The organism is Paenibacillus apii (assembly GCF_011043685.1).
In the GTDB taxonomy this organism is placed as follows: Bacteria; Bacillota; Bacilli; order Paenibacillales; family Paenibacillaceae; genus Paenibacillus_AQ; species Paenibacillus_AQ sabinae.
Genome location: NZ_JAAKGU010000003.1, coordinates 159,700 through 172,659 on the forward strand (window position 1 = coordinate 159,700; position 12,960 = coordinate 172,659).

14 protein-coding genes are annotated in these 12,960 nt (G+C 51.9%); 4 read left to right on the forward strand and 10 right to left on the reverse strand.

Annotated features, from left to right (window positions below):
• Positions 1-21: 21 nt before the first annotated feature.
• From G5B47_RS09045 to G5B47_RS09060, 4 genes are all read right to left on the reverse strand, one after another.
• Entirely contained in the window at positions 22-981 is a 960-nt protein-coding gene (locus G5B47_RS09045) for an ABC transporter permease (RefSeq protein WP_165097043.1), read from the reverse strand.
• Positions 982-2,055, reverse strand: coding sequence for an ABC transporter permease (locus tag G5B47_RS09050; RefSeq protein ID WP_165097046.1), 1,074 nt, complete (start codon positions 2,053-2,055; stop codon positions 982-984).
• Positions 2,048-3,586: an ABC transporter ATP-binding protein gene (locus G5B47_RS09055; RefSeq protein ID WP_165097048.1), complete on the reverse strand. Its 1,539-nt coding sequence runs from the start codon at positions 3,584-3,586 to the stop codon at positions 2,048-2,050. Before G5B47_RS09055 ends, G5B47_RS09050 begins: the two co-directional genes overlap by 8 nt.
• A gap of 295 nt (positions 3,587-3,881) precedes the next feature.
• On the reverse strand, positions 3,882-4,958 hold the full coding sequence (locus tag G5B47_RS09060) for a BMP family lipoprotein (RefSeq protein ID WP_165097051.1): 1,077 nt from the start codon (positions 4,956-4,958) through the stop codon (positions 3,882-3,884).
• A 303-nt stretch (positions 4,959-5,261) separates the two neighbouring features.
• Here G5B47_RS09060 and G5B47_RS09065 point away from each other — a divergent pair, with 303 nt between their 5' ends.
• The gene (locus tag G5B47_RS09065) at positions 5,262-5,804 is read left to right on the forward strand and encodes an acyl-CoA thioesterase (protein ID WP_407945219.1); all 543 of its coding nucleotides are present in this window, start codon (positions 5,262-5,264) and stop codon (positions 5,802-5,804) included.
• 92 nt (positions 5,805-5,896) lie between these two features.
• Here the strand turns inward: G5B47_RS09065 and rplT are convergent, their stop codons facing one another.
• The 4 genes from rplT to G5B47_RS09085 form a co-directional block, all read right to left on the reverse strand.
• Positions 5,897-6,256, reverse strand: coding sequence for a 50S ribosomal protein L20 (gene rplT, locus G5B47_RS09070; RefSeq protein ID WP_025333812.1), 360 nt, complete (start codon positions 6,254-6,256; stop codon positions 5,897-5,899).
• Positions 6,257-6,290: 34 nt separating this feature from the next.
• Entirely contained in the window at positions 6,291-6,491 is a 201-nt protein-coding gene (gene rpmI, locus G5B47_RS09075) for a 50S ribosomal protein L35 (protein ID WP_025333811.1), read from the reverse strand.
• Positions 6,492-6,522: 31 nt separating this feature from the next.
• Positions 6,523-7,020 (reverse strand): translation initiation factor IF-3, encoded by a 498-nt coding sequence (gene infC / locus G5B47_RS09080; RefSeq protein ID WP_025333810.1) that lies wholly within the window; start codon positions 7,018-7,020, stop codon positions 6,523-6,525.
• A 292-nt stretch (positions 7,021-7,312) separates the two neighbouring features.
• The gene (locus G5B47_RS09085; RefSeq protein ID WP_165097054.1) at positions 7,313-8,551 is read right to left on the reverse strand and encodes a glycosyltransferase family 2 protein; all 1,239 of its coding nucleotides are present in this window, start codon (positions 8,549-8,551) and stop codon (positions 7,313-7,315) included.
• 425 nt (positions 8,552-8,976) lie between these two features.
• Here G5B47_RS09085 and G5B47_RS09090 point away from each other — a divergent pair, with 425 nt between their 5' ends.
• Positions 8,977-9,504 (forward strand): phosphatase PAP2 family protein, encoded by a 528-nt coding sequence (locus tag G5B47_RS09090; protein ID WP_165097057.1) that lies wholly within the window; start codon positions 8,977-8,979, stop codon positions 9,502-9,504.
• Positions 9,505-9,925: 421 nt separating this feature from the next.
• Here the strand turns inward: G5B47_RS09090 and trmB are convergent, their stop codons facing one another.
• Entirely contained in the window at positions 9,926-10,639 is a 714-nt protein-coding gene (gene trmB / locus G5B47_RS09095) for a tRNA (guanosine(46)-N7)-methyltransferase TrmB (RefSeq protein ID WP_165097059.1), read from the reverse strand.
• Between the two features lie 241 nt (positions 10,640-10,880).
• Positions 10,881-11,063, reverse strand: a complete 183-nt coding sequence (locus G5B47_RS09100; RefSeq protein ID WP_025333806.1) for a hypothetical protein — start codon at positions 11,061-11,063, stop codon at positions 10,881-10,883.
• 315 nt (positions 11,064-11,378) lie between these two features.
• Between G5B47_RS09100 and G5B47_RS09105 the strand changes: the two genes are divergently transcribed.
• On the forward strand, positions 11,379-12,335 hold the full coding sequence (locus G5B47_RS09105) for a TIGR01212 family radical SAM protein (protein ID WP_025333805.1): 957 nt from the start codon (positions 11,379-11,381) through the stop codon (positions 12,333-12,335).
• A complete protein-coding gene (locus G5B47_RS09110) occupies positions 12,335-12,946 on the forward strand; it encodes a tRNA (mnm(5)s(2)U34)-methyltransferase (RefSeq protein ID WP_165097534.1) in 612 nt (203 codons plus the stop codon). Before G5B47_RS09105 ends, G5B47_RS09110 begins: the two co-directional genes overlap by 1 nt.
• Positions 12,947-12,960 lie beyond the last annotated feature (14 nt).

Genomic DNA, 12,960 nt, shown 5'->3' on the forward strand with positions numbered 1-12,960 from the left:
ATTTGAGCTTATAAGCGCTCGTTAACGCTTGCTTGGATCGTAAGACTGTCCGAGCGCCGATGGAGCCGAGGAGCGCCCGACGGCACTTACAAGAACAATAATGGTCAGCACATAAGGAATCATATAGATAAATTCCTGAGGAATGTCCTGAGACCATCCGAACATTTGAACATAGTTGCGAATTGCTTGCGAGAACCCGAAGAAGACGGCGGCGCCGAACGCGCCGAGCGGATTCCACTTGCCGAAGATCATGGCTGCAATCGCGATAAAGCCCTGTCCGGAAATCGTGTTATGGGCAAAGGTTCCTGTCGTCGTCAGCGTGATCGTCGCTCCGCCCATGCCCGCCAGCATGCCGCTGAGCAGAACGCCGATATAACGCATCCGGTTGACGTTCACGCCAAGGGTATCCGCAGCGCTCGGATGCTCACCCACAGAACGAAGGCGAAGGCCGAAGGGCGTCTTGAAGAGCAGGAAGTAGACAACGATAACAAGAATAATCGCCAAATAAGTGGTCGGGTAGCTGCTGAATATTCCCGTGCCAAGGACCGGAATTTGGGAAAGCCACGGAATTGGAGTCACGCTGAAGCCGTCAATCAACGGCGTCTCGCCCGCTCCCTCGAACAGAAGCTTGACCAAATAAAGCGTACTGCCGGCAGCGAGGAAGTTGATTACCGTACCGCTGATCGTCTGATCCGCCTTGAACGTAATGGAGGCGACGGCATGAATAAGTGCTCCGAGCACACCGACCGCCATGGCGCAGAGCAGGCCAATCCAGGGAGCCAGGTTGGTGTATCCCGCATCCTGAGCATAATAGCCGCCGACAGCGGCGGCAAAGGCGCCGAACATCATGAGGCCCTCAAGCCCGATATTCACCACACCCGAACGTTCGGAGAAGATGCCGCCAAGAGCGGCGAAAATGAGCGCTGTGGAGAATACAAGCGTCGTATTAAGCATTTGGCCAAGCAGCGTCAGCACATCCATCTATAACACCTTCTCTTTCTTGCGCTTGAAATAAAAGGGTCTCAGCACCCAGCGCACAATTCCCTGTGCCGCAATGAAGAAAATGATCGACCCGATTACGATACGGATCAGCTCCGGAGGCACGTCCGCGTTGAAGCTCATGCCCGCCGACCCGTAAGTCAGCATGCCGTATAGAATCGCAGCCAGAATAACGCCTAACGGATGGGTAAGCCCTAGCAGCGCCACAGCGATGCCGTCAAAGCCATAACCCGGAGAAGCGGCAAACACCGATTGGTAATGGAACACGCCGAGCACCTCTCCCGCTCCGGCAAGTCCCGCGAACATCCCTGCAATGAACATGGATTTCATTACATTGCGGCTCACATTCATCCCGGCATATTCGGCGGCATGGGGATTCAGCCCCACAGCCCGCATCTCAAAGCCCTGTTTTGTCTTCCACAAATAGATGTAAAAGAACAGCGCCGCCGCAAGCGCGATAATGGTTCCCCAGTGAATACGGGCATTATCGAAGAGGGAGACCAGAAAGGTTATCGACAAGGAAGCCGGAATATCCTCCGAACGGTCCTGACCGGGGATCAGCAAAAATGTCCGGACGATATAATTGGCCAAATAAAGAGCGACCCAGTTCATCATGATGGTCGTTATAACTTCATTGATGCCTCGCTTGGCTTTCAGATATCCGGCAATGCCGGCCCACAGCCCGCCGAACAGCCCTGCACCAATCACCGCAAGCGGAACGAGAAGGAACATAGGCAAACCGGCCCATTTGATGCCGATTAGAGATGCTACCGTCATGCCGATCAGCACCTGTCCGTCCGCGCCGATATTAAACAGGCCGGAACGGAATGCGAAGGCTACCGAAAGACCGGTCAGCATAAGCGGCGTCATTTCCCGGATCGCTTCTCCAAAATCATAGGGACTTCCGAAGACGCGGTTGAACAAGGCCCCATAGGCCGCAATCGGGTCATAGCCCCCGATCAGCATAACGATTGCTCCGACCAACAGTCCGAGCAAAATCGCGACAAGCGGCACGATGTAGCTGTCTGTCACAAATATTTTTTTTAACTTAAACACCCACTTTACCTCCCTGCTTCAGGCTGCCCGCCATCATAAGTCCAAGCTCCTGATCATTCGTATCCTTCGGGTATACCTCACCGACGATATGCCCTTCATATATAACGGCGATACGGTCGGATACATTCATGATTTCATCCAGCTCGAAGGAGACGAGCAGCACCGCTTTGCCCTGATCCCGCTGGGCGATCAGCTGCTTCTGCACAAATTCGATAGCGCCCACATCAAGGCCGCGAGTCGGCTGCGCCGCAATCAGCAGGGTCGGTTCTTTGTCTATTTCCCGCGCAATAATCGCTTTTTGCTGGTTGCCTCCCGACAAGGAACGGGCCGCGTTATGGATTGATGGCGTGCGTACGTCGAAAGCCTGGACGAGCTCCTCGGCATGCTTGTCAATCACTTCATTATTCATAAAACCGTTCCGGTTATACGGGCTCTTGTAGTAGGTTTCAAGCACCATATTCTCGCTGACGGTGAAGTCCAGCACGAGACCGTGTTTATGCCGGTCCTCCGGAATATGGGATACATTCATTTCCGATATTTTGCGCGGAGACAGGTTGGCGATTTCCTTCCCCTCCACGGTAATGGAACCCGAATCGATCTTGCGGAGGCCGGTGATGGCCTGAACCAGCTCGCTCTGACCGTTTCCATCCACGCCGGCAATGCCGAGAATTTCTCCAGCCTTGACTTCAAAGCTCAGATTGTCGAGGACGGAGATACCTTCCTTGTTCTTACTGTTTACTCCGCTCAGCTTTAGAACCGTCTGTCCGACTTTCGGCTCCTGCTTGTCCACTTTAAATGTTACATCCCGACCGACCATTTTCTCCGCCAGCTCGTTCGGATTGGTCTCCAACGTTTTGACAGTGTCGATCACCTTCCCGCGGCGGATAATAGTAACCCGGTCCGATATCGACATGATTTCCTTAAGCTTGTGAGTGATCAGAATAATGGATTTGCCCTCGGCAACGAGGCGCTTCATAATTGCCATTAGCTCATTGATTTCCTGAGGGGTCAGAACGGCGGTAGGCTCGTCAAATATAAGAATATCCGCTCCGCGGTACAAGGTTTTCATAATTTCCACACGCTGCTGCATCCCGACGGAGATGTCGTGGATTCTGGCATGAGGATTCACTTGAAGACCGTACAGCTCCGACAGTTTGCGGACCTGCTCCGCTGCGGATTTATAGTCGATTTTAAGGCCTTTCTTCGGCTCCATGCCGAGAATGATATTTTCCGTTACTGTGAATGGTTCTACAAGCTTGAAATGCTGGTGGACCATGCCGATGCCAAGCTCGATCGCTTTATTGGGGCTGTCGATAACAACCGGTTTGCCGCCGATTTCAATACTGCCTTCGTCGGGCTGATACAGTCCGAATACGATATTCATTAATGTTGATTTGCCTGCCCCATTCTCGCCGAGCAGCGCATGAATCTCGCCTTTCTCCAGCGTCAGGCTGATAGAGTCATTGGCGACGATACCGGGAAAACGCTTCGTGATTTGCTTCAACTCTACGACAGGAGCCGCTGCACTCATGGAATCACCCTCATTACAGATTATAATTCAGCAAAAGCCGCCATCCGGTCCCTTCGCCCAAATAGAGGACGTTCGGGGAACCTGAAATGGGAAATTCAGGAAAGCTGGAATTTCATAGATCCGGTAGTTCAAATACGGCCGCAGACACGGCTATACCGCCTCATGCGAGGCGGTAACTGTACGGACCCGAAGGAATGAATCCCCGACAAGCGGACCCCGCCTAACTAAGAAACAAGGCCAGCTATATAACCGGCCTTGATTCTGGTTCCGATCTTATTCAATTATAAATTAAATGTTACTCGCTAGGTACTGTAATCTTTCCGTCGATGATTTGCTGTTTGTAATCATCGACTTTAGCCAGAATGTCGGCGCTCACGTTTGCTTTGGAAGTCTCCGGCAGACCTACTCCATTGTCTTTCAGGCCGAGAACAGTTGTAGTGCCGCCCTTGAACGTTCCGTCGATCACCTGCTTGGAAACGACCTTAACCGCCTCGTCAACGCGTTTCAGCATGGAAGTCAGCGTTACGTCATCGCCAAAATCAAGCGACTGGTCTTTGTCCACCCCGATAACCCATACTTTCGAGCCGCCGGCTTTGTTGCGGGATTTTGCTTCGTTGAATACGCCGTTGCCCGTTGCGCCCGCAGCCGGGAAGATGATATCGTTGCCTGCGTTATACAATGTAGCAGCCAAGGATTTGCCTGTGTCCGGTTTGTCGAACGCGCCGGCATAAGTAACCGTTACTTTAGCGTTCGCATTCACTGCAGCTACGCCTGCCTTGAAACCTGCTTCAAAGCGTTTAATGACCGGGCTTTCCATACCGCCGATAAAGGCTACCTTGTTCGACTTTGTTGTCAGACCGGCTACAACGCCGACCAGGAACGAGCCCTCGTTCTCCGCAAACGTAACAGATTCAACGTTAGGAGCCTCTACCACATTGTCAATGATGGCCAGCTTGGCATCCGGATTCTCGAGCGCAACCTTCTTCACGGAATCGCCCATGCTAAAGCCAATGCCCCAGGTCAGAGCAAACCCGCCTTTAACAAACTGGTTCAGGTTCGGCTCATAATCCGCATTGGATTTACTTTGCAGATATTGAACCTTAATGCCGTTTTCTTTCTCAAGAGCTTGCAGGGCTTCCCATGCGGATTGGTTAAACGATTTGTCGTTTACGCCGCCAACGTCTGTAACCATACCGATTTTGATGTTGGAGTTCTCCGCAGTAGCTTCGCCTGAGCCCGTATTGGCTGCAGTATTGGTGCCTGTGTTAGTTCCTGTGTCTCCGGATGCATTGTTGTTGTCGCTTCCGCAGCCGGCCAGAATGACCATGAAAGCAAGCATCATAACGAGAGACAGCTTGAAAACTTTTTTCATCGATTATTATCCCCCTTAAGAAATTGGATGTCTTCTATGTTCTCATTGGACATGCCATTGAAACAAATTATAACGGGTAAAAACGGTAAAATCCAGCAATTAATGACCCTTGGTTAATAAAAATTTGCATTTTCCTTCGGGAAATCGCTTTCCATAACATTCCAGTGTTATGTACATGTTTTGTTGATGTTAACTTTTCTCCAGAGTCGGCCAGCCTGCCTGAAACAAATATAAATATTATTGCACAATCAAGCAAATTCTATTATTATATATCCTTATCATTCCAAGGAAAGGAAGCCGATTATGATGAGTGAATCATCCCAGCCGGCAGCTCCGGCTTCAAAATACTGCCGGGAATCGCGCGTCTTTAAAACAGGCCGTGTCTTCCCCAACGATGTTAACAATCACCAAACCCTGTTCGGCGGGAAGCTGATGAGCAACATAGATGAAGTCGCCTCGATCTCCGCTATGCGCCACTGCCGATGCAATGTCGTCACCGCCTCCACCGACTCGGTTGACTTTCTGTCCCCGATCCGGCCTACCGACTCCTTCTGCTTCGAATCCTTTGTCTCCTGGACCGGACGAACCAGCATCGAAGTATTCGTGAAGGTCATCGCCGAAAATTTATATTCAGGCGAGCGCACCGTTGCGGCCACTTCCTTTCTTACCTTTGTAGCTATCGGACCTGACGGAAGGCCTGCTCCCGTACCCAAAGTGGTCCCCGAAACAGACGAGGAGAAGCTCGTTAGCGATTTGGCGGAGGAACGTTCGGAGCAGCGAAAGGTCAGACGCGCCGCCAGTAAGAAGCTCGCTGGTCAGCTAATTACGACGAAGTACTGGGAGTAGTCTGCTTCCGCTATCTTCTCAAAAGTTCACGCTAAAAAGCACCGCTGCACGGGAACCCCGGGCAGCGGTGCTTCTTATATATAGAGCCGCTCTTACGCGTTGATTTTCTCTTTGGCTACGGTAGCCAGGGAGTTGAACGCGTTCAGATCGTTAACAGCGAGATCGGCCAGCATTTTGCGGTTGATGTCCACTCCGGCCAGCTTCAGACCATGTACGAGCTTGTTGTAGGACAGGCCGTTCAGACGGGCTGCAGCGTTGATACGAACGATCCACAGTCTGCGGAAGTTGCGTTTTGTTTGACGACGGTCGCGGTATGCGTACACCAACGATTTCATTACTTGTTCTTTAGCAGTTTTGAAAATGCGGTGTTTCGAGCCGAAGTAACCTTTTGCCAGTTTCAGTACCTTTTTATGTTTACGGCGTACGACGAAGCCGCCCTTAACTCTTGCCATATTAATAAACCTCCCAAAAATTGTGTTATAAAAACTATTTCAAGTTAGCCAGACCTTGCTTCAGGCGTCTTACGTCGCCAGGTGCCATTACAGGGTTGGTTCCCAGAACCCGCTTAGCGCGCTTGGACTTGTGGGACAGCAGATGGTTTTTGTAAGCTTTGTAACGCTTTACTTTACCTGTTCCGGTAATTTTGAAGCGGCCTTTCAGGCTGCTGTGGGTTTTCATTTTAGGCATGGTGTTTCCTCCTTAATAATTATGCTGCTTGTTAAGATGATTTGGGTGCCAGAATCATAATCATGCTGCGGCCTTCAAGCTTGGGCTGGCGTTCTACAACGGAAATTTCGGCCACTTCCAATTTGACGCGCTCCAGAATTTTCTGGCCGATGTTCGCGTGGGTAATTTCGCGTCCGCGGAAGCGGACGGAGCATTTCACCTTGTCGCCCTCATTCAGAAACTTGACCACATTGCGGAACTTGGTCTGATAGTCATGTTCTTCAATGTTCGCACGGAACCAGACTTCCTTGATGTCCACAATCTTCTGGTTCTTGCGGGCTTCCTTCTCTTTCTTCTGCTGCTCATAACGGAACTTCCCGTAATCCATGATGCGGCATACCGGCGGTTTCGCTTGCGGCGCTACATTGACTAAATCCAGATTAAGATCTATTGCCATTTGCAACGCTTCGCGGATCGGTTTAATCCCGATTTGTTCTCCTTCCGCACCAACCAAACGGACTTCTTTCGCCCGAATCTCATCATTGATCATATGGTCCTTACTGATAATTCTCCACCTCCGGATCTGATTGGTTATAGATATAAACAGCTTCTTCCCATTAAAAAACGGGCTGCCGGAAATTACCGACAACCCGTTTGATCAACGTTCATGAACAAATCGCATTCATAAAGCATTGAGATCAAAACCAGCCGGCAAAAAAGCCGATCAGGTGAGAAGCCGGTGCTTCTGCTTGTAATCTCTGACATATTTAGCGCACTCGAATAATATACACTATCCGCCATAGTAATGTCAACTACTATTCCGGCAATTTATGTTCAGGAGGCTATCCCTGCTTGCTTTGGACTTCCTCCAGGCGTACGACGCGGGTATGCTTCGTATGGCTCCACTGCTTGTTGTTCTGCGTAAAGAACGCATAGAACGTAATCGGATACCAGGAAATCAGGTAAACCGGAAAGACCAGCATATAAGCGTACACCTTCTTGAACGTTACCTTCTCGAGAATCATCGATATGAAGAAGGTGAAAATGTTGGCGCCGATAGCGACATAGCTCAGCCACAAAGGCAAGTGGCCGTACAGGTTGGCGATATGCGGCCCGTCAAGCAGCGAGCTGTCGATCCACATGACCGCGGTCATCAGGAACGTAAGGAGCACAATGTACACATTCGCGCCGTACAGGGCCAGGTCGAACTTGGTCAGGCTCCGCTCTTTGATGCTCTGCCACAGCAAAGGGAAGAAATAGCGGCGGGCGACGGTAAAGTGCCCCTGCATCCAGCGAAGCCTCTGTCTGGACGAAGCCTTGAACGTGAGCGGCTTCTCGTCAAACACCTTGGCGTCGTAGTTGAATACAGGATATACGCCCTTCGACGCGCTGCGCATGGTGAACTCCAGGTCCTCAACAAGACTGGTGGCTCCCCAGCCCATTTCCTTGAGCAGATTCGTTTCGAAGCACATGCCCGTTCCGCCCAGGAAGTTGGCCATTCCAAGATTGTGTCGGGACAGCTGCCACAGACGGTTAATATACCAGTAGGAGATGCCGTAGGCTGCGGTGATCCAGGAGTCCTCGGGATTCTTGGTGTCGATGTAGCCCTGGATGACTTTGGCGCCGGCGCAAAGATCGTTGTTCATCTCCATCAGGAAGTCGGTGTGGGCCAGATTGTCAGCGTCGAACATCACGACGGCATCGTATTGGCGCGGCATTTCCCACAGGTTCCCGAGCATCCACTCGATGGCGTAGCCTTTGCCTCTCAGGTTATTGTTGGTGCGGACACAGGCGTTCATGCCGTGCTCGCGGACTATTCGTGCCGTAGCGTCCGTACAGTTATCGCAAATGACGAATACGTCGTAAAGCTCTTTCGGATAATTCAGCTGCTTCAAATTTTCCATCAGCGCTCCGACCACTTCTTGTTCGTTGTGCGCAGCTACGAGCACCGCAAATGATTTCTGCGGCTGGACAAGCTCTTTTTTCTTCTTTCTGCGCAGTCCGAAGAGCGAGAATCCGAACTGATAAATTGCGATCAACGCCAAGATCACTTGGAGCGTTACAAAAATTGCATCTGTCATGATCCTTTGATGCCCCCTTTTTTTGGTTCAGGTTCTTTTTTTCTCTGACCTTTTGAACTGTGGTTAATGACCCTTTTGTTGCAGGCTTGAACGCCTGGCGTACATCGCTTCGATGTCCAAGCGGTTATTCCCGGCGGGCTTATCCTTTTTTATATATGCCGTCGATATGGAATTTCTGCCCAGCGTCCCTGACTTTACAAAACGCTTGATTTTCTCTGTTACCATATAAACGTGGAAAGGCCGCTTGAATCATTGTACGGCTTAATGGCACTCTAAGTCAAAGCTGTCATTTTTCGCGCAAAACCGACCTTTTTCTTGAAATCGGTTCGTGCAAAAAAGTATGATGAGGGTAGTTGTACAGGCAAAAGCGGGTTATCCTAATCAAGGCCGGTCATCCGGCTGCCGTTACAAACGGAGGGACCACTATGAGACCTAAAATGTTAAAATTGCTTACTGCAGAGCAGCGCCTGTTTCACTGGATCAACGGACGGCTGCACAACCGTCACTTGAATTTCTGGCTCTTTTATCTGACCCATCTGGGCGGAGCTACGGCCAGCATCGGAATCAGTCTTCTGGTATGGGGGCTTGCCCCGCATACGTTGAAACTGCCCGCCCAGCAGGCGCTGATCGCCCTGGCCGTCAGCCATCTTCCGGTCGCCGTCGCCAAAAGGCTGTATCCCCGGGTGCGTCCTTACCTGGCGCTGCCCGGAACGAATACGTTCCGCAATCCGCTCAAGGACCATTCGTTTCCGTCCGGGCACACGACGGCCATCTTCGCTTCCGTTGTGCCTTATATCGCAGCTTTTCCCGTTCTGGCTTTCATCCTGCTGCCGATTGCCCTGACTGTGGGATTCTCGCGGATTTATCTTGGACTCCATTATCCCTCCGATGTGGCGGCCGGCGCTCTGATCGGCACCGCGGTTGCCGCAGGAACGGTTACCTTGTGGAGTTAAGGCCGCGTCATGCCGGGCTGTGCATCGGGGCGGAAATCGTTAGTCATTCTTACCACGCTTGCCTTGGATAGGCTTTTTTATACCCGGGAGGCAAAAATAGTCCGCCGGCATGAGCCCGGCAACGCAGACACTTTTCCAAGAAGAAACGGCTGCGCCGTCCTGTTAGGAGCTTAAGCTTCCGAAGTGGCGATACGAGTATCGCTTTTAGGTATCGTTTCTCGTAGAAATATAAGGCAAATGATAAGCGCGAAGCTTATACTTTCTTATATTTTCAAAAAAACCAGGGCGAAAGCCCCGATTCATATCCTTTGGGAGACATCAAAAGAGGGTTCTGCCGGCATAAGCTGAAAGACCCTCTTTTTGTCATGGAAATGCGGTGTGCCCGGCGGCGGTCATGGGTGTTCCATCAGCGCCTTGCCGGTTACAGTCTATATTTGTCCAAACGCGCGGCTTGATAACGTTCCAGCGCTTCCGTTCCAACAATCGCTTCGCAGCGGTGGATGTGAACGCCCTGGCCGACGAACTTGGTTTCATACTCGGTCATGACATGCTCTTCGTTAATGCCTCCCGCGTGGAGATCAAGCGAAATGTTCGTCATCTGCAGGCCGAAGTCGGCAAAGGCATTCAGGGAAAATTCGAACAGGCTGCGCGAATCCGTCTTCAAATGAATCTCTCCCAGCGAGCCAAGCAGCCCGCGATATTTGTGCAAAAACCGGGGATGCGTCAATCTGCGGCGGGCATGCTTCGACTTCGGCCACGGATCGCTGAAGTTCAAATAAATCCGTTGAAGCTCTCCCTCGGCGAACACTTCCTCCGCATATTCGATATTGGCCAGCGCAAGCTTTAGATTCGGCGGGGTCTCCACGCCCTCCGGCTCCCAAGCGATACGGGCTTTTTCCGCGCCGCGGCGGATCAGCTCATCGTACATATCGACGCCGATGAAATTGATCTCCGGGTACTTGCGGCTCATCTGGCTGATGAACTGGCCTTTCCCCATTCCGAACTCGACATAAATCGGGCGGTCGTTTCCAAAAAAATCAGACCATTGTCCTTTGTGGCTGCGAGCTTCGAGCACGACCAGATCGGTCTGCTGCTCCAGACTTTCGCGTATTCCTTTTCTTCCGCGTAAACGCATGTTTACTCCTTTCAATTTGAGCAAAATTTAGCCATGAAGAAACGCCTCGAATCGGTTACTGGGCATTTCGGTTCATTCCCTGTCAACTGCAATATTGTGCCTAACTTGCCGCCAAAAGTAAAGATGAAAAAAGCGAAAAAGAAAAAGGAATTTCCCGATCTCCCGCCTAAAGCGAAAGCATGAGGAAATTCCTTCTCTGTTGTATTTGGAATTGGGGTCCCTAATTTCAACAACTCATAGTCTATCTTGCTTCGGAGTTAAAATCAAATGTCTTCTCGAAAGCATTGCGAATTTTGCGCTGCGCTTCCGTCTTGATCTTCGGATTCCCTTTAAATTCCACGCCCGTAAGCGCAAGAGCCTCGTCGGGAGTCAGCTGGACATCGATCGGACCTCTGCTTTCAGGATGTACGGCTTGAGAATTCATGTTTGATCACCTCACGGTTAATATAATTGACCACGGCGACAAGAGATTAATGAATTCCTTCATTGATTCCGGCCTTCCGGCCGGTAACGATGAAGCGTTTTTACACTTAGAATATAACATGGCGTGTAAGTAATTTCAAGCCAATTTCCTCGTTCTTCCGGCCTATTTTTGACCTGCCTGCCAACCGGTTTTGACTGCGCTAACCATCGGCTTTTTTGCCTAACCTCCCGGGGACCCGGTCCGGTTACGTTCGACTGCGATTTTTGATACAATGAACTCGTGTAACATGATTACTTGCAATTAAAGGAGACATCCATGACTATACTTGAAGTCCCTTCTGCAGCCTTGCTGTGGGGAGATAAACGTTTTCATACCTGGAATTACGAAATGCGCGAGCAGTTTGGCGACAAAGTATTCAAAGTTATGCTCGACGCCGGCTTTACCTGCCCCAACCGCGACGGCTCCATTGCCAAGGGAGGCTGCACGTTTTGCAGCGCAAGAGGCTCGGGAGATTTCGCCGGAAGCCGGCGTGACGATCTGGTGACCCAGTTCGGAAGCGTCCGCGACCGCCAGCATCTGAAGTGGCCGAACGCCAAGTATATCGGCTATTTCCAGGCCTATACCAACACTTACGCGCCGGTCGAGGAACTGCGGGAGTATTACGAGGTTATCCTTGAGCAGCCCGGAGTGGTCGGTTTGTCCATCGCCACCCGTCCCGACTGCCTGCCGGATGATGTTGTCGATTATCTGGCGGAATTGAACGAACGGACGTATCTGTGGGTGGAAATGGGATTGCAGACGATCCACGAGTCCACCTCGCGGCTCATTAACCGGGCACATGATACAGAGTGCTATTACGAGGCTGTAGAGAAGCTGCGCAGCCGCGGCATCCGGGTCTGCACGCACATTATCCACGGCCTCCCGCAGGAAACCCACGAAATGATGCTCGAAACGGTGTCCGCCGTATCGCAGATGGATGTGCAGGGCATCAAAATCCATCTTCTGCATCTGATGCGCAAAACGCCGATGGTCAAGCAGTACGAGGCTGGGCTGTTGCGGTTCCTGGAGCAGGACGAATATGTGAAGCTTATCGCCGACTCGCTGGAAATGCTGCCGCCTGAAATGATTGTGCACCGTCTGACCGGTGACGCTCCCCGCGATCTGCTGATCGGGCCGATGTGGAGCCTCAAGAAATGGGAAGTGCTCAACGCAATCGACAATGAGCTGGTGCGCAGAGATACCTGGCAGGGTAAGTATTGGAGAAAGCGCTGATGGGCTTCCTGTCCGTCCTGAGCTTCGCTCATAAAATGGTGCAAGAGCGCCTTTCCCCCGGCGATCGCGCCGTGGATGCCACGGTGGGAACCGGCGCGGACACGCTGTTCCTGGCCAAGGCGGTTGGGCCAAGAGGCGAGGTCTGCGGCTTCGATATCCAGCCCGAGGCTTTGAGGCTTGCCGAAGAGCGCCTGAGCCGCGCCAGGGAGGAAGGAGGGAACGCCCTCGCTCCTTCCACGCTTCTGCTGAAGAGCCATGCCGCAATGGCCGAAGAGCTGCCTCCGTCATGGCACGGCAGCGTCGGAGCAGTCATGTTCAACTTCGGCTATCTTCCCTCGGATGATGCGGACAAGAGTGTAATCACTCTGCCAGGCAGCTCGGTCGCCGCGCTGGAAGCCTCCCTCGGGCTTCTCCGGCCGGGCGGGATCGTAACCGCGGTCCTGTACCCCGGACATCCCGGAGGAGAACTGGAAGCCGAAGCGGTCATGGCCTGGGCGTCCTCCGTTCCGCAGCAGACGGCAAGCGCCATCTTGTACCGCCAGCTTCAGCGCAGGACGGCGCCCTATGTTATCGCGCTTGAGAAAAAGAAGGGACTGGATTCCCAAATTTGAATTGGAGAGGAAGA